At 69.5% G+C, this 22,697-nt stretch carries 17 protein-coding genes; 8 read left to right on the forward strand and 9 right to left on the reverse strand.

All coding sequences use genetic code 11. The features are described from left to right. Positions 1–254 precede the first annotated feature (254 nt). From D7X30_RS12205 to D7X30_RS12215, 3 genes are all read right to left on the reverse strand, one after another. Positions 255–1,760 carry an ATP-binding cassette domain-containing protein gene (locus D7X30_RS12205; RefSeq protein ID WP_120563059.1) on the reverse strand — a complete coding sequence of 502 codons (1,506 nt, stop codon included), beginning with the start codon at positions 1,758–1,760 and terminating at the stop codon, positions 255–257. Positions 1,761–2,048: 288 nt separating this feature from the next. Further along, positions 2,049–3,134: an SPFH domain-containing protein gene (locus D7X30_RS12210; RefSeq protein WP_120563060.1), complete on the reverse strand. Its 1,086-nt coding sequence runs from the start codon at positions 3,132–3,134 to the stop codon at positions 2,049–2,051. Then, positions 3,125–3,622 carry an NfeD family protein gene (locus D7X30_RS12215; RefSeq protein ID WP_120563061.1) on the reverse strand — a complete coding sequence of 166 codons (498 nt, stop codon included), beginning with the start codon at positions 3,620–3,622 and terminating at the stop codon, positions 3,125–3,127. The genes D7X30_RS12210 and D7X30_RS12215 overlap by 10 nt, the downstream gene beginning before the upstream one ends. Positions 3,623–3,748: 126 nt before the next feature. Here D7X30_RS12215 and D7X30_RS12220 point away from each other — a divergent pair, with 126 nt between their 5' ends. Beyond that, a complete protein-coding gene (locus tag D7X30_RS12220) occupies positions 3,749–4,594 on the forward strand; it encodes an alpha/beta fold hydrolase (RefSeq protein WP_120563062.1) in 846 nt (281 codons plus the stop codon). Positions 4,595–4,711: 117 nt separating this feature from the next. Here the strand turns inward: D7X30_RS12220 and D7X30_RS12225 are convergent, their stop codons facing one another. Continuing rightward, positions 4,712–4,996 (reverse strand): hypothetical protein, encoded by a 285-nt coding sequence (locus D7X30_RS12225; RefSeq protein WP_120563063.1) that lies wholly within the window; start codon positions 4,994–4,996, stop codon positions 4,712–4,714. Positions 4,997–5,282: 286 nt separating this feature from the next. Here D7X30_RS12225 and D7X30_RS12230 point away from each other — a divergent pair, with 286 nt between their 5' ends. The 3 genes from D7X30_RS12230 (at position 5,283) to D7X30_RS12245 (ending at position 10,539) form a co-directional block, all read left to right on the forward strand. Next, on the forward strand, positions 5,283–8,297 hold the full coding sequence (locus D7X30_RS12230; RefSeq protein ID WP_120563064.1) for an error-prone DNA polymerase: 3,015 nt from the start codon (positions 5,283–5,285) through the stop codon (positions 8,295–8,297). A gap of 159 nt (positions 8,298–8,456) precedes the next feature. After that, positions 8,457–9,230 carry a hypothetical protein gene (locus tag D7X30_RS12235; RefSeq protein ID WP_233591527.1) on the forward strand — a complete coding sequence of 258 codons (774 nt, stop codon included), beginning with the start codon at positions 8,457–8,459 and terminating at the stop codon, positions 9,228–9,230. A 1,027-nt stretch (positions 9,231–10,257) separates the two neighbouring features. Further along, positions 10,258–10,539: a hypothetical protein gene (locus D7X30_RS12245; protein ID WP_120563065.1), complete on the forward strand. Its 282-nt coding sequence runs from the start codon at positions 10,258–10,260 to the stop codon at positions 10,537–10,539. Between the two features lie 62 nt (positions 10,540–10,601). Here D7X30_RS12245 and D7X30_RS12250 read toward each other — a convergent pair whose 3' ends face one another. The 3 genes from D7X30_RS12250 to D7X30_RS12260 form a co-directional block, all read right to left on the reverse strand. Beyond that, positions 10,602–12,626 carry a hypothetical protein gene (locus D7X30_RS12250; RefSeq protein ID WP_147443170.1) on the reverse strand — a complete coding sequence of 675 codons (2,025 nt, stop codon included), beginning with the start codon at positions 12,624–12,626 and terminating at the stop codon, positions 10,602–10,604. 136 nt (positions 12,627–12,762) lie between these two features. Then, positions 12,763–13,509: a phytanoyl-CoA dioxygenase family protein gene (locus tag D7X30_RS12255; RefSeq protein WP_120563067.1), complete on the reverse strand. Its 747-nt coding sequence runs from the start codon at positions 13,507–13,509 to the stop codon at positions 12,763–12,765. Positions 13,510–13,559: 50 nt separating this feature from the next. After that, positions 13,560–15,221 carry an acyl-CoA dehydrogenase family protein gene (locus tag D7X30_RS12260; RefSeq protein ID WP_120563068.1) on the reverse strand — a complete coding sequence of 554 codons (1,662 nt, stop codon included), beginning with the start codon at positions 15,219–15,221 and terminating at the stop codon, positions 13,560–13,562. Between the two features lie 67 nt (positions 15,222–15,288). Here D7X30_RS12260 and D7X30_RS12265 point away from each other — a divergent pair, with 67 nt between their 5' ends. Continuing rightward, entirely contained in the window at positions 15,289–17,175 is a 1,887-nt protein-coding gene (locus tag D7X30_RS12265; RefSeq protein WP_120563069.1) for an ATPase, read from the forward strand. Here the strand turns inward: D7X30_RS12265 and D7X30_RS12270 are convergent. Together D7X30_RS12270 and D7X30_RS12275 are read right to left on the reverse strand one after the other, a co-directional pair. Then, positions 17,115–17,963 carry a WbqC family protein gene (locus tag D7X30_RS12270; RefSeq protein WP_120563070.1) on the reverse strand — a complete coding sequence of 283 codons (849 nt, stop codon included), beginning with the start codon at positions 17,961–17,963 and terminating at the stop codon, positions 17,115–17,117. The genes D7X30_RS12265 and D7X30_RS12270 overlap by 61 nt on opposite strands. Before the next feature lie 20 nt (positions 17,964–17,983). After that, positions 17,984–18,781, reverse strand: a complete 798-nt coding sequence (locus tag D7X30_RS12275; RefSeq protein ID WP_120563284.1) for a phytanoyl-CoA dioxygenase family protein — start codon at positions 18,779–18,781, stop codon at positions 17,984–17,986. Between the two features lie 127 nt (positions 18,782–18,908). Between D7X30_RS12275 and D7X30_RS12280 the strand changes: the two genes are divergently transcribed. The 3 genes from D7X30_RS12280 (at position 18,909) to D7X30_RS12290 (ending at position 22,694) form a co-directional block, all read left to right on the forward strand. Continuing rightward, positions 18,909–19,871: an alpha/beta fold hydrolase gene (locus tag D7X30_RS12280; protein ID WP_120563071.1), complete on the forward strand. Its 963-nt coding sequence runs from the start codon at positions 18,909–18,911 to the stop codon at positions 19,869–19,871. 160 nt (positions 19,872–20,031) lie between these two features. Next, the gene (locus D7X30_RS12285; protein ID WP_120563072.1) at positions 20,032–21,822 is read left to right on the forward strand and encodes a lamin tail domain-containing protein; all 1,791 of its coding nucleotides are present in this window, start codon (positions 20,032–20,034) and stop codon (positions 21,820–21,822) included. An 86-nt stretch (positions 21,823–21,908) separates the two neighbouring features. After that, positions 21,909–22,694, forward strand: a complete 786-nt coding sequence (locus D7X30_RS12290; protein WP_120563073.1) for an exodeoxyribonuclease III — start codon at positions 21,909–21,911, stop codon at positions 22,692–22,694. Positions 22,695–22,697 lie beyond the last annotated feature (3 nt).

The raw sequence follows: 22,697 nt of genomic DNA on the forward strand, positions 1-22,697 counted from the left end.
CGTCCCCTCGCGCGCTGGCCGCCGGGCCCGGTTCAACGTCGCGGGGACATCCAAAGGATTCCCTCAACGGCGCGAAGCCGATGAAATTCAAACCATCCACGAAGATTCGCGCCGTAAAAGACAATCGTCGGCCGGAGGCGTGGAGGCCCTCCGGCCGGCGAATTCCATCTCAATCGACAGGGAATCCCTCTCGGAGAAATCCCTTTACTGCGCCTGGCCGATGGGCGTGGCCCTCTTCCAGACAGAGTCTGTCTTCACTCCACCACCACACGTCCGTTCGCCACGAGCCACCGCGTGCGGGTGCAGGAGCGGGCGAAGGGCGCGTCGTGGGTGACGAGCAACAGCGCGCCCGGGTAGTCGTGCAGCGCCGCCTCCAGCCGTTCGATGGACGGCAGGTCCAGGTGGTTGGTGGGCTCGTCCAGCACCAGGGCCCAGGCGTGCTGGCCCAGGCCGCGCGCGATGGCCAGCTTGCGCGCCTCGCCGGGCGACGGCTGTTCGGACGCGAGCAGCCGGTGCGGATCCACCCCCAGCGCGGCCACCAGGGACATCACCCGGCCGCGCTCCTCCGGGGGCAGCTCTCGCACCGCGTCGATCAGGGCGCGCGTCTCCTCCGCGCCCAGGTCCTGGGGCAGGTACAGGAGCTTCTCGCGAGGCACGCGCGACTGCTTCAGCAGGGCCTTCAGGAGAGTCGTCTTGCCGGCGCCGTTGGGGCCCTCGATGCGGATGCGCGCTTCGCGGTCCACGTCCAGGCGCGTGGGGCCCAGCACCTCCACGTCGCCGGCCTTCAGTCCCGGTGTGTCGAAGGTGAAGATCCACGGGTTGGGCGAGCGCACGTAGTCCACGAACACGGAGCGGCCCACCGTCTTGTCCACGGTGAAGGTGCCCACCGCGGCCTCGGCGCGCTCCAGTTCGCGGCGCTTCACGGTGACCTGGTGGCCCAGGCGGGACTCGGCCCAGCTCGCCAGCGTGGAGGGCCCCAGGCCGCGCGCGTCGCTGTCGTACTTGTTGCGCATCCGCCGCCCGGTGCTGCGTGACAGGGTGGCGCCCTGGTGCTCGCGCCTGGCGGTGTCCAAGAGCTGCGCGGCCCGGTCCCGCTCCGCCTTGGACTGCTGGTGGGCGGCGACCTCCGCCTCGCGCTCCGCTTCCCAGTGGCCCTTCGCGGCGGAGTAGGCGCCCGGGTAAAGGTGCGCCTCGCCGCCGTGCACGCGCAGCGTGGCCTGGGTGAGCGTCTCCAGGAGCTCGCGGTCATGGGACACGACGACGCCCACGCCCCGGAAGCGGCGCAGCGCCGCCACCAGCCACGCTCGCGCCTCCGCGTCCAGGTGGTTGGTGGGTTCATCCAACAGCAGCACGTCCGGCTCGCGGGCGAGCGCCGCGCCCACCTGCCAGCGCTTGCGCTCTCCCGGGGACAACGTGGGCCAGCGCTCCAGCGCGGTGACGTCCAGGCCCAGCTGGCCCTGGAGCCTGCGCGCCAGCGCGTCCCAGGCGTCCGCGAAGGCGGTGATGTCGGGCGTGAGCTCCTCCACGCCCTGCGGACACAGGCACACGAGAGGAGAGTCCGGCTCGAACTGGAGCTGTCCGGACGTGGGCGTCAGCTCCCCGGACAACAGGCGCAGCAGGGTGGACTTGCCGGCGCCGTTGGGGCCGACGAGGCCCGTCCAGCCCGGGGCGAGGTGGAACTCCACGTCGGTGAGGACGGGGATGACATCAGTGAACGAAAAGCAGACGCGGTGCGCGCGCACGGAGGAGGACGAGGGCATGTTGAAGCGACTCCTGAAACCGGAAGCCAGCGCACACGTCCGTCAGGACGCGCGGCGGCGGGGTACAGCCAGGGACCGGGGTTTCAGGCGAACAGCTTCAAGGGTCTGCGAACCTCGTTCAGGGGAAGACCTCTGACATCTCCCCACGTGGACAGCCGACAGCGGGTGCTTCAGGTGTGCAGCATGCGGCACGGCCCGGGCGGATGACAAGGCCGGGCGGTGCCGTGACACGGGGCACCGACGGGGAAACGCCGGTGCCCTGACAACGATTCCCCGAAAGGGGAGTACCTACTCGTCCGACGGGGGCGGCTGCACCCGGCGGGTGGCCGGGATGGTGGCGCTCGCGGCGGCGTTCCGGGCCAGGGCCTGGGCGCTCATCGCGGCGGCGGACGGCGGGCGGGCCGCGGGCAGACGGGGCGCTTCCGCGGGAGCGTCATCCTTGGCGAACACCTCCTTCAGCGTGGCGATGGAGCCCAGCGCGGCGGTGGCCTCGTAGGGGACGAACATCTTGTTGTCGCCCTTGCCCAGCTCCTGGAGCGTCTCCAGGTAGCGCAGCGCGAGCACCTCCGGCGTGGCCCGGCCGGTGTGGATGGCCTCGAAGGTGAGGCGGGTGGCCTCGGCCTTGCCTTCGGCCTCCAGCATCACGGCGCGCTTGTGGCCCTCCGCGCGGGCGATCTCCGCGTCGCGCTCCGCCTCCGCGCGCAGGATGCGGGAGATCTTCTCGCCTTCGGCCTGGAGGATGGCGGCGGCCTTGTCACCCTCGGCCTTGGTGACCTCCGCGCGGCGCTCGCGCTCGGCGGTCATCTGCTTGGCCATGGCGGACTTGATGGCCTGGGGCGGTTCAATCTCGCGCAGCTCCACGCGCGTCACCTTCACGCCCCACTTCTCCGTGGCCTCGTCCAGCACCATGCGCAGCTTGGTGTTGACCGTCTCGCGGCTCGTCAACGTCTGGTCCAGCGTAAGGCCGCCCATGACGTTGCGCAGGTTCGTCATGGTGAGCTGCTCGATGGCGAGCGCCAGGTTCTCCACCTGGTAGAGCGCCCGGCCGGGATCGACGATCTGGTAGTAGATGACCGAGCCCACCTCCATGTTGACGTTGTCATGGGTGATGACCTGGACGGTCTCGAAGCCCATGACCTGCTCGCGCAGATCGACCAGGGTGTTGCGCGTGAAGCGGTTGCCGGCGCGCATCTCCATGGCGCGCGGGCTGTCCATGAAGGGGATGAGGATGTTGAGGCCGCTGGAGGCCACGCGGTGGAACTTCCCCAGCCGCTCCACGACCATCACCTTGGCCTGGGGAACGATGCGCACACCGGTGACGATCCCGAACACGACGGCGGCGGCCAGGAACAGCAGAACAATCGTCAGTCCCATCCTACGTTCTCCTTCTTCTGTTGCGCCGGTTGCAGCGCGACTTCGTTGGACGCCGACGGGCGTCGCACCCACAACTTGAGGCCTTCGATCTGCTCCACGGTGACGCGCTCGCCCTCGGGCAGGGGCCCGGACAGGGAGCGCGCCATCCACAGCTCGCCGTTGATGCGCACGGTGCCCCCGTGTCCGTCCGCCAGCGCCTCCATCACCACGGCCTCCTGCCCCAGCATCGCCTCCACGCCCGTCTTCAAGTGCACGGCGTCCCGCATGAAAACGTTCTTGAAGATGGTGCGGGACGCACCGAAGAGGACGGCGGACACCAGGGTGAAGACGAAGAGCTGGCTGTTGAGGCCCAGGCCCGCCCCGGCCATCAAGGAGGCCATCAGCGAGCCCACGGCGAGCCAGAGCGTCACGAAGCCGGAGAGCTTGATCTCCAGCGCGCCCAGGACGATGGCGGCGATCAACCAGAGCTGCCAGGCGGTGGTGTCCATGGGGTCCTTGTTTGGCAGCGGCTTCGGCCCCCTGTCAAACCGGGCAGCCGAGCATCCGGAATCAATCAAAACGGAGGGTGGGTTCCGGGCAAGGGCCTAAGGGGGTCCAAGCCGGGAGAAAAGCAGATGCCATACCTGTCCATCCGTGGTGCACGACTGTACTACGAGGACACTGGGGGAAGCGGGGAGCCGGTGCTTTTCAGCCACGGGCTGCTCTGGGACTCCCGTCTGTTCCACCGGCAGGTGGAGGCCCTGAGGGGCCACTACCGCTGCATCGTGTACGACCACCGGGGCCAGGGGCAGAGCGAGCCCCCGCCTGGCGACTCGGTCATCGACCTGCGCACCGTGTACGAGGACGCGGTGGCGGTCATCCAGGCGCTGGGGCTGGCGCCGTGCCACTTCGTGGGCCAGTCCATGGGGGGCTTCGTGGGCCTGCGGCTGGCCGCGAGGCACCCGGAGCTCCTGCGCTCGCTGGCGCTCCTGGACTCGTCCGCCGCGGCGGAGCTGCCGCTGACGTTGGCGCGCTACCGGGTGCTGACGACGCTCACGCACTGGCTGGGCCTGAGGCCGGTGGTGGACCGGATCATGTCGCTCTACTTCGGGCGCACATTCATGAGGGACCCGGAGCGGGCCGCGGAGCGGGCGTTGTTGCGCCGGCAGCTGGTGGCGAACCCGCGCGCGGTGTGGCGTGCCATGCAGGGCGCCATCCACCGCCGCAGCGTGGAGGGGGAGCTGCACCGCATCCAGACGCCGACGCTGGTGCTGGTGGGGGAGGAGGACGCGGTGACGGTGCCGGAGGTGGCGGAGCGGCTGCACCAGCGCATCCGGGGCGCGCGGCTCAAGCGGCTGCGCTGCGGCGGGCACATGTGCATCCTGGAGCAGCCCCAGGCGGTCAATGTCGCGCTGGGAGACTTCCTGGAGGAGGTGGAGCGCACCTCGCTCCAGGAAGAGGCGATGGCGGCGGTGAACTAGCCCCGGGCCTCGGGCTCGCGGCAGACCCGGTTGTTTGCCCGGAGCCCAATGACAAATCAAACCCCGCTCCTGGATCCGGTGGGGACACCGAACCAGGAGCAGGGACCGCAATGGCTATCAGCCCTGGGCCTGGTCGGCGGGGGCCCGGCAGACAGCTTCCGCGTCGTCAGCCTGGACGGGCGCGGGCTGCTGCGCGGACGCCTGCGGCTCGGACGGGGCGATCATCAGGTCGCTGCAGATGCCGTAAGCGCCGCACGTGGTGTTTCGGCCATTGTAACAGAGCAGGCTGCAGGAGCTGGTGGGCTGGCACTGCTCGGAGCAGTCCGGGGGGGCGGCGCTCGCGGTCAGCGGGAGGAGGAAGGAACCAACGGCGCCGACGAGAAGGGTCTTGATGAGTTTCATGGTGGAACTCCTGGCTGCATGGGTTGAACGGCGTCCAGCAGGAATTCATACGAAAGCCAATCGCTGTTCTGGTTGTGGCTGGGCGCAAAAACAGTCCAAGAGCGGAAAGGATGGAAATATGCGCCATTGCTGAAGGCAATGACGCGGCGACCTTCTGATGACAGCTCAAGGCCGGGATGGGGGCCTGTCTTCACTCCGCGCATCTGGCACAACCCATGAAGTCGCCCGCTCGCGAAACGGAGATCCAATCTAGCGCCTGAACGCCCGCTCAGTATCTTGATCAGGCGTGAGCTACGCCGAGCTGGTGTGCCGGTCCCACTTCTCCTTCCTGCACGGCGCCTCCCATCCGGAGGAGCTGGTGGCCACCGCGGCCCGGCTGGGGCTGTCCGCTCTGGCGCTGACGGATCGGGACGGGCTCTACGGCGTGGTGAAGGCGCACCTCGCGGCGAAGGAGCACGGCGTGAAGCTGCTCCTGGGCGCGGAGCTGACGCTGGAGGACGGCCCTCCGGTGGTGGTGTACGCGAGGGACGCGACCGGGTACTCGAACCTGTGCCGGCTGGTGTCCCACGGCCGGATGACGCACCCCAAGGGGGAGGCGGGCGTGCCCTGGCGCAAGGTGGCGGAGCACGCGTCGGGGCTGCTCGCGCTGCTCCCGGGCCCCGCGCCGCTGGAGGCGGTGGCTCCGCTGGCGGAGGCGTTTCCCGGGAGCTTCCACGTTGGCCTGAGCCGCTCCCTGTCCGCGGGGGACGCGGCCCGGGAGGCGCGAGCGGACGCCCTGGCCCGCGCGCTGGGCGTGCCCCTGGTGGTCCACAACGACGTGCACACGCACCACCGCGACCGGCAGGTGCTCCAGGACGTGCTCACGTCCATCCGCCACGGGGTGACGGTGGATCAGGCGGGCACGCGGCTGTTCCCGAACGCGGAGCGGACGTTGAAGTCCCCCGGGGACATGGCGCGGCTGTTCGCGGACCGGCCGGAGGCGCTGGCGCGCACGGTGGAGCTGGCGTCGCGCTGCGAGGCGTCCCTGGACGCGCTGCACTACCGCTTCCCGGAGGAGGACCTGCCGCAAGGCCGCACTGCGGATGAACACCTGCGGGTGCTCACGGAGGCGGGCCTGCGCACGCGCTATCCGGGAGGCGTGCCGCCCGCGGTGACGAAGCAGATCGACCACGAGCTGCGGCTCATCGCGGCGCTGGACTTCGCGGGTTACTTCCTGTCGCTGTGGGACATCGTGATGTTCGCGCGGGGGCGGGGCATCCTGTGCCAGGGGCGGGGCAGCGCGGCGAACTCGGCGGTCTGCTACGCGCTGGGGATTACCGCCATTGATCCGGTGCGGATGGGGCTCTTGTTCGAGCGCTTCCTCAGCATGGAGCGCAAGGAGCCGCCGGACATCGACGTGGACTTCGAGCACGAGCGACGCGAGGAGGTGCTCCAGTACGTCTACGAGAAGCACGGCCGTCGCCACGCCGGCATGGTGTGCGAAGTCATCTGCTACCGGGGGCGGCTCGCGCTGCGCGAGGCGGGCAAGGCGCTGGGGCTGTCGTTGGATCAGGTGGACCGGCTGTCGCGGGTCGCGTCGTCGCACGGCTTCCAGGTGACGCCGGACGTGCTCCAGGAAGCGGGCCTGTCGCCGACGGACGGGCGGGTGCTGCGGACGCTGTCGGTGGCGAAGGAGTTGGAGGGCGTGCCCCGGCACCTGTCCATCCACGTGGGCGGCTTCGTGATGACGCGCGAGCCACTGGTGGACCTGGTGCCGGTGGAGAACGCGGCGATGCCGGGCCGCACGGTCATCCAGTGGGAGAAGGACGACATCAACGCGGTGGGGCTCCTGAAGGTGGACCTGCTGGCGCTGGGCATGTTGACGGCGCTGTCGCGCTGCTTCGCCCTGATCCACAAGCACTACGGCCGCGAGCTGTCCCTGGCCACGGTGCCGCCGGAGGACCCGAAGGTCTACGACATGCTGTGCAATGCGGACACGGTGGGCGTGTTCCAGATCGAGAGCCGCGCGCAGATGAACATGCTGCCCCGGCTCCAGCCCCGGGAGTTCTACGACCTGGTGGTGCAGATCGCCCTCATCCGGCCGGGGCCCATCGTGGGCAACATGGTGCACCCGTATCTGCGCCGGCGGCACGGCCAGGAGGCGGTGACGTACCCGAGCGACGAGGTGCGCGGCATCCTCCAGAAGACGCTGGGCGTGCCGCTCTTCCAGGAGCAGGCGATGCGGCTCGCGATGGTGGCGGCGGGCTTCAGCGCGGGAGAGGCGGACGGCCTGCGGCGGGCCTTGAGCCACAAGCAGGCGGAGGCGCGCATCCTCCCGTACCGGGGCCGCTTCGTGGAGGGCTGCGAGGCGAAGGGCTACACACGAAGGCAGGCGGAGGAATGGTTCGACCACTTCCGGGGGTTCGCGCACTACGGGTTCCCGGAGAGCCACTCCGCGAGCTTCGCGTTGATTGCCTATGCATCCAGCTGGCTGAAGTGCCACTACCCGGCGGCCTTCACGGCGGCGCTGCTCAACTCACAGCCCATGGGGTTCTACGCGCCGCACACGCTGGTGGCGGACGTGCAGCGGCATGGCGTGGAGGTGCGGCCGGTGGACGTGCGCCGTTCGAGCTGGGACTGCACGTTGGAGGACGGGGCGGTGCGGCTGGGGTTGAGGATGGTACGGGGGCTGGGCGAGTCCTCGGGCCGGGCGGTGGAGACCGCGAGGCGGGGGGACTACACGAGCGTGGGAGACCTGGCGCGGCGGGCGCGCATTCCCCGGCATGAATTGACGAGGCTGGCGTTGTCGGGGGCGCTGGCGTCGCTGTGCGGGGCGCGGAGGCAGGCGCTATGGGAGATCCAGGCGCTGGGGCCGCTGGACGCGGACGACCTGTTCTTCGGCATGCCCATGGATGGCACCGCGGTGCAATTGCCGCCCATGGGCGTCCAGGAGCGGGTGGTGGCGGATTACGACACGGTGGGTCTGTCGCTGGAGAAGCACCCCCTGGAGCTGCTCCGGCCCACGTTGAAGCGGATGGGGGCGGTGACGGCGGAGGGGTTGAAGCGGGTGTCGGCGGGGAGGCCGGTGAAGGTGGGAGGGATGATGATCTGCCGGCAGATGCCGCCCACTGCGAAGGGGATCTGCTTCATCTCGCTGGAGGACGAGACGGGGATCGCCAACCTGGTGGTGCCTTCGGAGGTGTATGCGCGCTGCAGGCAGGAGATCCACGGCGCGCTGTTCCTCGTGGGGGAGGGGATGCTGGAGCGCTCGGGGAAGGTGACGAACGTGAAGACGCGCAGCGTGGTGTCCGTGAGGCAGTGAGACGTAGGAACACCGCGCTACATCTGCACGTCTGTTCCCGTGATCCGTGGGTGAGGGGGAAAGAAGACCCACGGGGGCATGGAACAACCCGTATTGCTAGCGATATAGGTTGCTTCTGTCTGGAGTGTAGTAGCGTGGATCAGAACGGGAGGGTACTCAGTGCGCAACAGTCTTCGGTGGTTGGGATCGCTGCTCGATCGCGTGGGCCTGTCTGAAGTGGTGGAGGAGGCGAGCGATTGGGTGCGGTACTACGCGCAGGGCAAGCCGCCTGTGAGCGAGCCCGCGCCGACCCGCGTCTCCCGCCCGGTGCACTCCGAGGCCCCGCGCGCGTCCGTGCATGAGGTGATTCAGTCCCTGCGCAACGCGATGCCGGAGCGCCAGGTGGACGCGACGGTGGTGGGGGTCCCCTTCGAGGGCCGCATGGAATTGGCGCCCGCCGCCCGCCGCAAGACGGCGCCCAAGGCGAAGAAGGCCGCGAGCAAGAAGAGCGCGGCGAAGAAGGCTCCTGCCGCGAAGAAGGCTCCTGCCGCGAAGAAGGCGGCGCCCGCGAAGAAGAAGAGCGCGGCGAAGAAGGCCCCGGCCGCGAAGAAGGCGGCCTCGTCCGGAGCCGCGAGCGAGGACGCGGTGTCGGTGCTGGAGACCGCGCTGCGCGGCCACACGCGCCAGAAGGACCTGGTCTCCGCGGGCAAGGAGAAGGATCAACTCCTGCGCTCGCTGATCCCGCTCTACCTGGCGAAGTCGCTGGACGTGGAGGTGACGTCCGGAACGACGTCGCGCTTCTGGAGCGGGCTGGGCGTGACCTACGCCGCGCCGAACGCGGCCAAGGCGCTGCGCCTGCACGCCGGCTACGCCCAGGACACCAAGAAGGGCAAGGCCATCACCGCCAAGGGCATCCGCTACGTGGAAGACGCCCTCGCGCAGGCCGCGAAGTAGCTCCTGCCGGCCTGATGCCGCGTCTTCCTTCATCCAGACGCGGCACGACTCAAATCGCTCTCGGCGTCTTTGTCTGGACGTTGTTCTCCTGCTCGGGAGCCAAACGCTATTACCTGAGTGAGGAGCTGCGCAGGAGGGAGGACAAACTCCTTCCTCTCCATTGCTCCGGGGCCATGGCCAGACGTGCCGTCGGTCATCGAGGACGTGGCGCACGTTCCCGATGACCTGGTGCTGAGCACCTTGTCCTCGCTCATGAGGCTTCCGGGGGCAGCGGATGCCTGCGACGCGTCGACGGGTCGTCCTCGGGCGGATGCCACCGAGTACTGCGTCGCGCTCTATCGAACGCCCAGGGACTGGCGCGTCTCCTGGCCCGTGCGCAGTACTTCAGGCGCATCGAAAACCTGCTGGCCGCCGTTTGGTGGCGTGGATGACGCGGACTTTGGCGATGACCTGCCTGTCTTCGGCTATGCGCACAACCATCCGTGCGGCGCAGGGGCGAGCAGCCAGGATCTTGAGAGTTGGCCTCGATTGAAGGCGGGAGAGGAAGGCTGGGTGCTGGTCGCGTATGCAGCCACCCCCAGTGGTCGCCTTGCCCGCGACTCTCGCGGAGAGCCCATTCCTGCCTGGGGCTGGCTTGCCACAGGGCCTCGGAGTGAGCCTCGTTTCTACAAATGGAACCAGTCTGGGGCGGTGTTCCGCTGGACGGGCCGCGAAACAGGATGGACCTTCCAGGCGACATGCCATCCTGCCTCCTCCAACATTCTCCGTCGCAGTGGAGTGATGCCGAAATGTACTCCCGACCTGATCTGGTAGCGGACCGGGCTCGGCTCTACACCTCAGCTGGAGCGCTCCCGTGATGCTTCGTTCCATGCTGGTGGTGGTGGCCGCACTGCTCTCGGATGCGGGAACACCTTCACCGTCCCAGAAGAGCGCGAAGCCGGATGCGGGGAGCCCTTCGCTGCCTCGTCCCGCCGCTGCATTGGACGCAGGGACGTCCGCCTTTGAGTGGCCAGAAGACGTAGAGCCCATGGCGACGCTGGATGGACCTGCCGTCCTGGCGTCCCATGCGGCTCTTCAGGATGTCGTGAGCCGTTTTCCCAAGGCGCGCCGGAATGAATGCATCTTCACGGCGCGAGCCCTGGAGGTCGTCGTCGGCAAGGGGAAGGGCGTCTACCTCGTCCGGGTGAATCGGCGCGTCGACCACTGTGAGGGAATCGGACCCGGTGGCAACTTCGAGCTCGACTGGTTCGAGCTCTACGCCGTCTCGCCCGAGGGCCGGATCATCGAGCGCTATCAGTACGCGCCTTGAAAAGGACCATGGGCGCTCCCGGGACGAACCCGGGAGCGCCCGTGTCGTGTGACGTCAGGGCTTCAGTACGCGAAGCACTGCACATCCACCCCAGTGGGGAACGTCGGGGAGGGGATGGACGCGGGGTCCGCGCAGTAGCCCCGGTTGTAGGCGACGTTGCAGGCCGGGCCGCCGGGGGTCTCCGTGCCGCTCCCCGAGAAGGTGTTGGGGTAGGAGCCCCACACCGGGCAGCCATAGTCGCTGCAGTACGTGTGGATGCCGTTGTAGCAGGAGCCCAGCGTGGACTGCTGTCCGGGCGTCCCCGAGATGTCGATGGCGTGGCGGAAGTTGCGCAGCTGGTTCCCGTAGATCCAGCTGTTGAGGGTGTTGGACGTCACCACGCCCATGTTCCCCGGAGCCGGTGAACCCTGGGAATCAAAGATGTTGAACCCCACGAAGCCCCAGTTGACCCGGTACAGCGTCATGCCCAGCTCGTTCTTGTAGAAGCGATTGTCCCGGACGTAGACGTGGTCGATGAAGCCGCGCAGCGGCTCCGTCTGGGCGAAGTAGGGCTGCGCCGCGTCGAACATGTGCTGCCGCAGGTCCAGCACGTGCTGGAAGCTCTGGATCTCCGCGGGGTGGTAGCCCGTCAGCCGCTGGAAGGTGCAGTCATCCGCGTGGGTGTACTGGCTCCCGTCCGTCAGGAAGCCCAGCTTGAAGCCCGACACGAAGTTCTCCGTGTAGCTCGTGGACTGCGAATAGGGCAGGTGTCCGTCCGTGCTCATCCCGAAGAAGTTCTCCTCCGAGGTGGGGGTGCGAACCGCGACGTTCTTGAAGACGTCCGTGTGACCGCCCACCACGTTGACGGCCACCTTCACGTCGCAGATGGAGTTGTGGTGGACCTGGGAGCGAGCGTTGGGATTGCCCAGGAACTCGTACGGATGGACCGCGCAATAGCTCGGCGTGCCCCACTCCGTCGTCGGCGCCACGCTCACGCAATAGGTGTCCTCGGACCGCGCGCTGCCGCCTGGCAGCTTGCCATCCACCTCCGGGTCGAACACGTCCGGAGCAGGGCAGCCCGTGGGGGGAGGCGGGGTGGTGCCGTCCGCGTTGCAGGTCTGCGGACGGCAGTACGCCGCGTTGCGGCTGAGGAGCATCTTCTTCTCGAAGGTGCCAGCGGGGCACGTGGACGCCGTCTTCGGCGTCAGGGTGAGCTTCAGCCCGGGCACCGTCTGACATTGAGGGTCCTCCTTGATGTAGACGGTGTTGAAGCCAAACGAGATGGCCCCGCCCACGTGGGCGATCTTCAGGTGGTGCAGGTCGACGGGAGCGCCCGTGGTGTTGCTGGAGGGCTGGACGCGCACGCCCACGGTCACCAACCGGTGCGCCGTGAGGAAGTTCGTGGGCAGCGTCGCCGCGGTGGGCTCGTTCCCATCCAGCTCGAGGATGGAGTTGAGGGTGTGGCCCCGCGGCTGGCAGTCCTGGGCCCGGCTGTACCCGGCCTGCGTCGTGCCCGACAGGGTGAGGTACGAAACGCTGACGTCCGCCAGCTGTTGGGCCGCGGGAAGGTTGGGGTTGTCATCCACCAGGACCAGGGCCTCGAGCTTCACGGCGTCCCCGACGTTGATGACGGTGGGGGCCGTCGTGTAGAGCTGCGAGCCCTCCAGGTGGATGCCACTGGGGACATGGATTCCCACGCCGCCGTTGCCGACGGGGTAGTTCATCCCCAGGAGCTTGGTCTGCTCCGTGATGGTGATGACGCCCGGATCGAGCACGACCTGCTTGTGGCCAGACTGCTTCGCCCAGTCGATGGCCTTCTGGTACCAGATGCCCCGGAGACCCGCGACGGAGCCGGGACCGGTGTTGTCATCCTGGCAGGTCACGTTCGCGCCACGGCAGGTCTGCCCCTGGTTCCCGGTCGCGCAGAACGAGCGCTGCAGGGTCCCCACCGTGTTGTAGACCCGGGCGCACATCACGCCCGGCAATTCATCGGGATTGTTGGTGGTGCCGCCCGGGTTGCCCGGCTCGTTGGGGATCTCCGGCTCCTCCATGGCGGTCACGACGCGGCTGTCGGTGCCGCCAGTGGACGTGGAGTCCGTTTGGGACATGCACCCGGCCGCGAGGACCAGGGGCAGGGTGCAAAGCAACGCCTTCCCCATGGACTGGCGGAAGGCGAGGAAAAGAACCGGCAAGGGTGTTGGCATTGCCGGCCTCTTATTTCAAACATCTATCAAAAGCCAGACGTCAGCCCGCGAGTTCCGAGCGCGACCCCGGAATGGCAGGGTTGTCCGTCCGCCGGTACGTGGCCACCACGGAGTACTTCGTGTCCGCCGTATGGTTCCGGCTCGCCGCGTGGAACAGCCGCGCGTGGAAGAGCAGCACGTCCCCGGGGGACAGCCGCACGTATCGCGCGCTTTCGATGAGCGCAGCGTTCTCCGACAGCTCCGGCCGCAGGAACAGCTTCGCGTCGTAGCGCTCCGGCGCGAACTGCATCCGGTGCGTCCCGGGCAGCACCTTCAGGCCGCCGTTCTCCGGCGTCTCCGCGCCCAATGCCAACCACGTGGAGATGAGCTCCGGCCGCGTGAAGGCCCAATACCTCACGTCCTGGTGCCACCCCGTGTCCGACGAGAAGCGCGGCTGCTTCGTCATCACGCAGTTGTGGTGAGCCCGAGCCTGCACCACCGGTCCGTCCAGCAGCTGCCCCAGCGCATCCAGCATCCGCGCGTCGTCGAACCACGCCGCGAACAGGGGGGAGCGCCCATGCGCCTTCAACAACCGCCGCACGGTCCGTCCGCCCTCGGCATCGATGCTCGCCGGTGAGCCCGGATAGGCCACGTCGGCCTCGTACTCCACCGGGCCGTCACCGGAGACCAGCTGCTCCTGGATGACGGCCCGCATCCGCTCACACGTCCCGCCCTCCACGAAGGACGGCAGGACGAGATACCCATCGGTGGCGAAGCGCTGGCACTGCTCGGGGCTCAGGACGGACATGGCGCCCGCTTCTTAATGGGCGCGCCCGCCGCATGCACCTGTCGCGATGCTCAGCTCAGCAGCCGCGAATCATCCAGGTCGATTTCATCCTGGATGAGGTCCACGCCGTTCTGCCGGAACCGCCGCGCCGCCGCCCGGCTGCGCGGGCCGTGCCCGTGCTCCAGGCACCACTGCGCGTGCTCGCTGAGCAGCGCCAGCTCCAGCGTGCGCCCCAGCGTCAGGGAGAATCGCCGCGCCCCGGCCTCCATCGTGGTGGGGTTCGCCATCGCGCCGGACACCCAGGCCCGCGCGTGCTCCAGCGCGTCGTGCGCCGTCTTCACGCACGGCCGCAGGCCCGCGTCCGTCACCTTCGACAGACGGCCCTCCACCTCGTGGAAGAACGCCTCCAGCGTGCCTTCCTTCGCCAGCGCGCGCAGCGAATCCAACGACAGCACGTTCGTCGTGCCCTCCCAGATGGACAGCACCTGCGCGTCCGCCTGGATGCGCGGCAGGCCCGTGTCCTCCACGTAGCCCGCGCCGCCGAAGGACTCCGTCACCTCCGACGTGATGTGCACCACCTGCCGGCCCGTCGTCAGCTTCGCCAGCGGCGTCACCAGCCGCTGCAACAGCAGCTCCTGCTCCGTTGCCGTACGCGTCTCCAGCTTGCCCAGCAGCTCCACCCCGCGGAACGCCAGCAGGAAGCCCGCCTGGAACTCCGCCTCCAGCCCCGCCAGCGTGTCCATGTGCAGCGGCTTCTCCGACAGCGGCGCGCCGAACTGCACCCGGCGCTTCGCGTAGTCGTGCGCCAGCGCCATCGCGCGGCGCATGCTCCACGTGGCGCCCATCGCGTTCCAGGTGCGCGTCACGTTCAGCATCATCGCCATGTTGCGGATGCCGTCCGTCAGCCCCGCCACCGGCACCGCCAGCGTCCCGTCCAGCGTCAGCTCCGCCGTGGGCACCTTGCGCGTGCCCAGCTTGTCCTTCAGCCGGTTGATCTGGATGCCGTTGAGCCGGCCCTGCGCGTCCCGCGTCTCCACGAAGAAGAGCGCCAGCCCCTTGCCGCCGGGGCCATTGCCCGTGGGCCGCGCCAGCGTCAGCGCCATCTGCGCCGTCGTCGCGGACGTGAACCACTTCGTGCCGTGCAGCCGCCAGCCCTCCGGAGACTGCCGCGCCTCCGTCAGCGTCAGCCCCACGTCCGAGCCACCCGTGCGCTCCGTCATCCACTGGCCCGACGTCCAGAACGTCGCCGGATCCCGCGACGTCAGGTGGGGCAGGGCGTGGTCGATGAGCGCCTGGTTGCCCAGCGACAGCAGCGACCGCGCCGCGCCGTCCGTCATCGCCAGCGGGCACGAGTAGACGTCCAGCGACGGCTGCACCAGGTAGTTCAGCGCGAACTGGTGCACGCGGCTGAGCGCGCCGCTCTTCTGCTCGTAGGCCACCGCGACCAGGCCCTTCTTCGCGGTCAGCGCCTCCGCCTCCTTCCACAGCGGTGACACCTCGATGTGATCAATCCGCTGACCCCACGGGCTCCACTGCGTGAGCACGGGCTCGTTCAGCCGGTCGCGCAGCTGGAACTCGTAGAAGTACTTGCCTCCCAGCTCCCCCAGCTCGCGGAAGTCATCCTGGAGCGAGCGAAACATGTCTTCCGGAAGGGTACGGGCGAGGTAGCCCTGCAGGAACGCGTCGTCGTCGTACTGGTTGCCAAGACCGGGGGGCGCCTGGAAGAAGCTCATGGGCTGAAGTTAACACCGCTGACACGACGGTGGGGTACAGTGACCTCCCCCTCCCGCCGGAGCAGTGATGACCGACTTCCTACGCAGGCCCCCTCCTGGCCCAGGTCCGTCTTCCCTCGACGCCGAGCAGGATGAGAATCGCAGCGTCACCCCGCTGGAGACGCCCGCCGCGACGGCGAATCCCGTCCTGTCCGCGCCGCCCCGTCCGCGCGCGCCCGCCCCGGCCGGCGCGCCCCTGGGCGGAGAGCCGCGTCCGGAGCCCACCCGCTCCCGGCCTGCGCAGCCCGCGCCGCTGCCGTCCGTCATCTTTGATCCGATGCCGCGCCCCCGCGTGCCGCCCGCGCAGTCCGCGGGCGTGGCCCCACCGGGCGCGCCGCCACCCTTCAGCGAGGAGATGCTCGACGTGCAGACCGAGCGGCGCACCGCGCCCCCCGGCCCGCCTCCACTCGCGCAGGAGCCCGAACGTCGCGCGGCCCCTGGCATGGAGCGCCGCGGTCCGGAGGCGGATCGCCGGGGTCCCCCGGAGGCGGACCGCCGTGGCGCTGCCCCGGGTGGCCCCGAACGCCGCGCTCCCGTCGCGGCGCCGCCGCAGGGCTACGTGGGGCCGGAGCGGCGCGGCTTCCGGCGCGGTGAAGCGTCGGATGCGCCGGTGACGAACCGCTTCTGGCCCGCGCAGCCGAAGACGCTCCAGGAGGCCGGCCTCAACGCGACCTTCGTGGAGGAGCTGGTCCTCAAGGCCATCTTCTTCGCGGGCGAGATGCGCGGCATGGATGTGGCCACACGCCTGCAACTGCCCACCACGCTGGTGGACGAGGTCATCGAGGGACTGCGCCGCCAGAAGTACATCGACATCCGCGGCGGTGGCGGATCCGGCGTGGGCCGCTCCACGATGATCTACCAGCTCACGACCTTCGTGACGGACGTGCTGCGGCAGATATTGGACCGCAACCGCTACAACGGTCCGGCGCCCGTGCCGTTCAACGAATGGGTCGCGGCCGTGAAGCAGCAGACCGTGCGCGGCAACCGCATCACCCGCCATCGCATGCAGGACAAGTTCGGCGACCTGATCATCCGCGACTACATCTTCGACGGCATCGGTCCGGCGATGAACTCCGGGCGCGCCATCTTCTTCTATGGCCCCCCGGGCAACGGCAAGACGGCCATCTGCCAGGGCATGGTCAATTGCTACGAGGGGGACATCTTCGTCCCGCACGCGCTGCTCATCGACGACTTCGTCGTGAAGATGTTCGACGCGAACATCCACCGCGCGGTGGAGGACGAACCCGGCATGCCGTCGTATGACCGCCGCTGGGTGCGCTGCCGCCGTCCGCTCGTGGTGGTGGGCGGTGAGCTCACGCTGGAGATGCTCGACCTCGTCTACACGCCGGAGGTGAAGTACTACGAGGCCCCGTTCCAGATGAAGGCGTCCAACGGGATGCTCCTCATCGACGACTTCGGCCGGCAGAAGGTGTCCCCCAAGGATCTGCTCAACCGGTGGATCGTCCCGCTGGAGAGCGACGTGGACATCCTCACGCTCCACACCGGCAAGAAGATCCAGGTGCCCTTCGACGTGTTCGCCGCCTTCTCCACCAACCTGGACCCCAGCGCCCTGGTGGATGACGCCTTCCTGCGCCGCGTCCGCTACAAGCTGGAGGTGCAGCGCCCGGACGAGGAGCAGTTCCACGAGATCTTCCAGGTGATGTGCAAGAAGCGCGGCGTGCCCTACGACGCGCGCGCCGTGGACTACCTCATCGACGAGCACTACCGCCCGAATCACCGGCCCTTCGCCGCGTGCCAGCCTCGCGACCTGTTGGATCAGGTCATCGACATGGCGAACTACCAGGGCCAGACGCCGCGCCTGGATCCCGCGCTGCTGGACTCCGCCGTGCGCAGCTACTTCGTGCGCTTCGACAAGCCGGCGGACTCCGCGCCCACCGCCGCGTCCGCCCGCTGAAGCGGCTGGGGGCCGTCCCCCGCGAACGGCCCCCACGGCGACGGCTGGAGCCACGTGCGCACCGTCTCCACGGGCACGTTGGCCAGCACGTCCACGATGGACAGCCCCGTCACGAAGCGCCCCTCGCGCCCCTGCGCGTAGTCCGGGTGGCGGAAGCGCTGCCACAAGAGGCGCACGTCCACCGCGCGGAAGCGCTCCGGCTTCAGGTACACCGTGGAGCCCGTCCCCGAGTAGTACGTGTGCGCGCCCGTCTGGAGGCAGTACTCCACCAGCCGCTGCGTCTTGTCCTCGCCCCGGCGCTCCAGCGTGGAGGAGAGCACCAGGTTCGGCTCCAGGCCCAGCGGTGCATGGAACAGCGCCATGCTGGACAGGAGCACGCGCAACAGCGACCCCGGGCCGGACTCGCGCGCGGCGGCGTCGTAGAAGGGCTCCACGAGCGGCAACACCTGCGCGCGGAAGTGGGGCCTGCCTCCGTAGAGCGTCACCAGCGCCTGCAAGTGTTTGCGCGCCCAGGGCTGGCTCGAGTCCACCGCCAGGTCGCGGATCCGCGTGTCGCGGTGTGGATCCTCCAGCGGGATGGACAGCCACTGGAAGCCCGGTTCGGACGGGGGCGGCGTGGGCACGCCGTGGGGCAGGGCGACGCGCGTGCGGCGCTGCCAGCCACGCCTCAGCCACTGCACGTCGTCCAGCACCACCAGCGTGCCGGCGCGGGCCACCTGCTCGTAGAAGTCCACCCACGGCAGGTAGTGGGGCTGCTCGGCGACGAGGACTCCAGGGTGTCCGGACACGCCCCGGATGATAGGGCCTTTCAGCCGCCGCGCACCGGGTGACGGAACACCGGAGGGAACACGCGCGGGGCCTTCTTCTTGCGCACGCAGGTGGTGTCCGCGCTCATGTAGCAGGCGGAGAACGCGCGCCGCCGCTGTCCGGGCCGGCCGCGCCCGGAGCGGTGCCAGACGTGGTTGTGCACGAGCAGGGCCTCCCCGGCCTGCACCGGCAGGGGCACGACATGGGCTTCCGCGTCCGCCGCCTCCACGCGGTCCGGGGGAATCACGCCGCCCAGCGCCGTCACCAGGCCCGCGCGGTGGCTGCCGGGGATCACCTCCAGACAGCCGCCTCCCTCCGGCGCGTCGTCCAGCGCGGTCCAGATTTGGAGGTCCGGTTCGCGCGTGAGGCCCCACAGCTTTCCGCCGTCCTGGTGGAAGGGCAGGTTGCTGCCTCCCGCGGGGCCCTTGTGGAAGAGGATGGCGCGGTACAGGACGATGTCGCCGGGGATGCGCGCGCGGGTGATCCGCTCGAACAGCGGGTTCTCCATCCACTCGAGGAAGCGCGGATCCTTCTCCAGCTTCTCCAGCTTGCGGTAGTCCAGGGACGGGCCCTGCCAGCCCAGCCCCAGGGGCGCGTCCTCGTAGCGGCCGGTGGTGGCGTCCGGCTGGAAGAACATCCCCGGATACACCACGCGGCCGAGCATCAGGTCGTCCGCCCGCTCGCGCAGCGCCTCCACGCCCGCGTCGTCCAGCACACGGCCCAGGCGCGCGAAGCCGTGCGCCTCGTAGTGGGCGAGCACGGCCGCCACGTCCAACCCTTCCGCCTCCACGCTGAGCATCGCGCGCACCATTGCCTGGAGGCCCGGGCGCGTCCAGCCCGGCCTGTGCGGATGGGGGAGGGCGCCCTCGGGGGGACGGGCTGTCGGCCCTTGCACCCGCGCCTGCCCGGCCGCATGGTGGGCGGGGATGCCCTACCGTCGCGCCACGCACCTCGTCTCCGCCCCGGATGGCACCCGGGTGGCGGTCCACACCCACAGCTCGGGCAAGCCGGAGGAGGACCGCGACGCCGCGCTCGCGGACCGCCCCACGGTGCTGCTGACCAACGGCATCGGCACGTCGGAGAACTTCTGGCGCCACATCGTCGCCGACCTGGAGCAGGACCACCGCGTGGTGCACTGGGACTACCGCGGCCACGGCATGAGCGAGGAATCGCGCGACAACGACTACCGCGTGAAGGTGCACGTGGACGACCTGGAGCGTGTCACCGAGGCGGCCATGGCGCGCGGCGACGGCCGGCCCCCGCACCACATCGCCTTCTCCATGGGCGTGCGCATCCTGCTGGAGCTGTACCGCCGCCGGCCGGAGCTGGTGCCGTCCATGACGCTCATCGCGGGGACCCCGGGCGTGCCGGGTTCAGCGGATCCGCGCTGGGGATCCCGCTTCGTGTTGTCCGCCGCGAAGGGGATGCTGGCCGCCGGAACGCCCTGGGTGCCGGTGGTAGCGCCCGCGGTGAAGGCCTTCCTCGCCACCCCGCTGGCGGATCCGCTGGCGAGGGCCGTGGGGGCGCTGCGGCCCCGGGCTCCGCGCGAGGACATCGCCGAGTTCCTGGACGCGCTCTACCACATGAGCGCGCAGGCCTATTGGCGCACGCTGCGAGGCCTCACGGAGGGCCACGCCTGGGACGTCCTCCCATCCATCCGGGTGCCCGTGCTGATCATCGCCGCGAGCGATGACGTCCTCGTGCCCCTGTCGGAAGTGCAGCGGCTGCACCGCGCGCTGCCCCAGGCCCACTGGCTCCAGGTGGATGACGCCGGCCACGCGGGCCTCCTGGAGGCTGGGACGGAGATCGCCCAGTCCGTGCGGGGCTTCCTGGATGCGCATGGATTGGGGGGTTCAGCCTCCCCGCAAACCCCCGGGACTCCTGGCTGAAGCAGGGCCGGTCCGGACGACCCACCCGCACTGTCAGGTCTTGAGAAACCGGTGACCCGGAGGGTTCCATGGCCGTGAGCCAGAAGTCACCGGGAGGGGTTTGCGTCGGCCTGTAATTTTGTGGTTTGTGAGGAGGCTCAGTACTCAACACGGAGTCTCCATGTCCTGGTCTTCCCGGCACCTGCTGGTCCCATTGTCAGCGGTGCTGTTGGTGTTGTCGGCGTGCGGTGGTGATGACGACAAGAACCCTGTCTGCGGCAACGGCATCATCGAGAGTGGCGAGGCGTGCGACGACGGCAACCGCGTCGAAGGCGACCGTTGCAACAACAGCTGTCAGGTGACTAAGCCCACGACCGACGCGGGCACCAACACGGACGCCGGCACGGAGACCGACGCCGGCACTGAGCAGGATGCGGGCACGGAGACGGACGCCGGCACTGAGACGGACGCGGGCACGGAGACCGACGCCGGCACTGAGACCGACGCCGGCACGACCACCGACGCGGGCACCGAGACGGACGCGGGCACCGAGACGGACGGCGGCTCCGGCACGGTCGACGCGGGCACCGAGACGGACGCGGGCACGGAGACGGACGCCGGCACGGAGACGGACGCGGGCACCGAGACGGACGCGGGCACCGAGACGGACGCGGGCACCGAGACGGACGCCGGCACCGAGACGGACGGCGGCGCCATCGACGCGGGCCCGGCTACGGACGCGGGCACCGAGACGGACGCGGGCACCGACGCGGGCACCACGACGACGCTCAGCGCGCTGGAGCCGGCCGCGGCCTTCGCGCGCTCGGGCACCACGGGTGAGACGATTCCGGAGCCGCTGTCGGTGACGCTGAGCGCCGAGGCCACCACGGACGTCGTGGTCCAGGTCGCCTCGTCCAGCCCCTCGGTGGTCGTGGCCAACAACGGCCAGGTGACGGTGCCCGCGGGCTCGCGGTCCGCGGCGGTCATCGTGACGGCGGACGACGCGGCGGGCTCCGCCAAGGCGACGCTGACGGCCACGCTGGGTGGTGATTCGCGCACCGCCACGGTGCGCGTGCTGGGTGCGACGGAAGCGGCCTCGCTGGCGTACCTGTCGCCGGAGACGGTGTCCCTGTCCTCCGGTCAGACGGCCAACGTCACCGTGACGCTGGACATCCCGGCCGCCGAGGCCACGGTCGTGGCGCTGTCCACGACGGGCAACGTGGGCACCGTGCCGGCCACCGCGACGGTGCCGGCCAACGAGATCTCCGCGAAGTTCGCCTTCACCGCGGGCGCGTCCGGTTCGACGGGCACCATCGTGGCCACGCTCAACGGCCAGTCCGTGTCCGCCCAGGCGAAGGTCACCGCCGCCCCCACGACGAACCATGTCGTGATCAGCGAGTTCGCCGTTGCCGGCACCGGTGGCGCGAACGACGAGTTCATCGAACTCTACAACCCGACGAACGAGAGCGTGGCCCTCGCCGGCTGGAAGCTCCAGTACAAGGGGCCGGCCGCCCCGAACTACAACACTGCCGCCTTCACGTTCCCCGCGGGGGCGACCATCGCGGCGCACGGCTTCTACCTGGTGACGGGGGGCTCCTACTCCGGTGGCAGCACCGTCGCGGGTGACGCCTCCGCTGGAACCACCATCCCGATGGGCGCCGCGGCGGGCCACATCCGCCTGGGCAAGGCTGGCATCTCCACCGCGAAGGTGGACGCCCTCGCGGTGGACACGGTGGGCTACGGCACCACCGCGGACTCCGCGGAAGGCAATAGCCCTGTCACGGGGACCGTCGCGACCAACGGAAGCTACGAGCGCAAGGCCAACGCCGGCTCGTCCGCCGCGACCATGGAGGGCACCGGCGCGGACGCGACGAAGGGCAACAGCTACGACACGGACGTGAACAGCGCGAACTTCATCATCCGCACCACGCGCGGCCCGCAGAACAAGTCGAGCGCCCTGGAAGTGCCTTGACGCACTGAGCAGTGACCGGCCCCCACCGTCCGTCCAGGAACGGTGGGGGCTGGAAATACCCGCGCGCTTTCGCCATAAGCGGGGGCGTGCGAGTCGTCTCCTGGAACGTCAACGGTCTGCGCTCCATCCACCGCAAGGGCTTCCTCCCGTGGCTGTCCAAGGCCCGGGCGGACATCGTGGGGCTGCAGGAGGTGCGCGCCCGCGTGGAGCAGCTCCCCGCGGAGGTCCGCGCCCCCCGCCGTTGGAAGACCCACTTCGTGGCCGCGGAGCGCCCCGGCTACAGCGGCGTGGGCCTCTTCAGCCGCCACGAACCGGACGACCTCACCACCAGCCTGGACGCGCCGGAGATGGACGCGGAGGGCCGCCTCCAGTTCGCCCGCTTCGGCAAGCTCACCGTGGTCAACGGCTACTTCCCCAACGGCAACGGGAAGGACCGCGACCTCTCCCGCATCCCCTTCAAGCTGGACTTCTACCGCCGCCTCTTCGCGCGCCTGGAGAAGCCGCTGCGCGACAACCAGCGCGTGCTGGTGATGGGGGACTTCAACACCGCCCACCAGGACATCGACCTGGCGCGCCCGCGCGAGAACCGCGAGACCAGCGGCTTCCGCCCGGAGGAGCGCGAGGAGTTCGACCGGTGGATCCGTGCGGGCTGGGTGGACACCTTCCGCCACTTCAACGCCGCGGGCGGCCACTACTCCTGGTGGAGCCAGCGCGCCGGCGTGCGCGAGAAGAACATCGGCTGGCGCATCGACTACGTGCTCGCCACCCCCGCGGCGCTCGCCTTCGTGAAGAAGGCCTCCGTGCACTCGGACGTTCACGGGTCGGATCACTGCCCGGTGAGCGTGGACCTGGACCCCGCGGTCCTCACCTGAACC

Origin of the sequence: Corallococcus sp. AB011P (assembly GCF_003611605.1) — a bacterium.
Lineage (GTDB): Bacteria > Myxococcota > Myxococcia > Myxococcales > Myxococcaceae > Corallococcus > Corallococcus coralloides.

Coding starts and splice junctions, on each gene's coding strand:
- D7X30_RS12205 (WP_120563059.1), bottom strand. CDS start 1,760: ATGCCCTCGTCCTCCTCCGTGCGCGCGCACCGCGTCTGCTTTTCGTTC.
- D7X30_RS12210 (WP_120563060.1), bottom strand. CDS start 3,134: ATGGGACTGACGATTGTTCTGCTGTTCCTGGCCGCCGCCGTCGTGTTC.
- D7X30_RS12215 (WP_120563061.1), bottom strand. CDS start 3,622: ATGGACACCACCGCCTGGCAGCTCTGGTTGATCGCCGCCATCGTCCTG.
- D7X30_RS12220 (WP_120563062.1), top strand. CDS start 3,749: ATGCCATACCTGTCCATCCGTGGTGCACGACTGTACTACGAGGACACT.
- D7X30_RS12225 (WP_120563063.1), bottom strand. CDS start 4,996: ATGAAACTCATCAAGACCCTTCTCGTCGGCGCCGTTGGTTCCTTCCTC.
- D7X30_RS12245 (WP_120563065.1), top strand. CDS start 10,258: ATGGCGACGCTGGATGGACCTGCCGTCCTGGCGTCCCATGCGGCTCTT.
- D7X30_RS12250 (WP_147443170.1), bottom strand. CDS start 12,626: ATGTCCCAAACGGACTCCACGTCCACTGGCGGCACCGACAGCCGCGTC.
- D7X30_RS12255 (WP_120563067.1), bottom strand. CDS start 13,509: ATGTCCGTCCTGAGCCCCGAGCAGTGCCAGCGCTTCGCCACCGATGGG.
- D7X30_RS12260 (WP_120563068.1), bottom strand. CDS start 15,221: ATGAGCTTCTTCCAGGCGCCCCCCGGTCTTGGCAACCAGTACGACGAC.
- D7X30_RS12265 (WP_120563069.1), top strand. CDS start 15,289: ATGACCGACTTCCTACGCAGGCCCCCTCCTGGCCCAGGTCCGTCTTCC.
- D7X30_RS12275 (WP_120563284.1), bottom strand. CDS start 18,781: ATGCTCAGCGTGGAGGCGGAAGGGTTGGACGTGGCGGCCGTGCTCGCC.
- D7X30_RS12280 (WP_120563071.1), top strand. CDS start 18,909: ATGCCCTACCGTCGCGCCACGCACCTCGTCTCCGCCCCGGATGGCACC.
- D7X30_RS12285 (WP_120563072.1), top strand. CDS start 20,032: ATGTCCTGGTCTTCCCGGCACCTGCTGGTCCCATTGTCAGCGGTGCTG.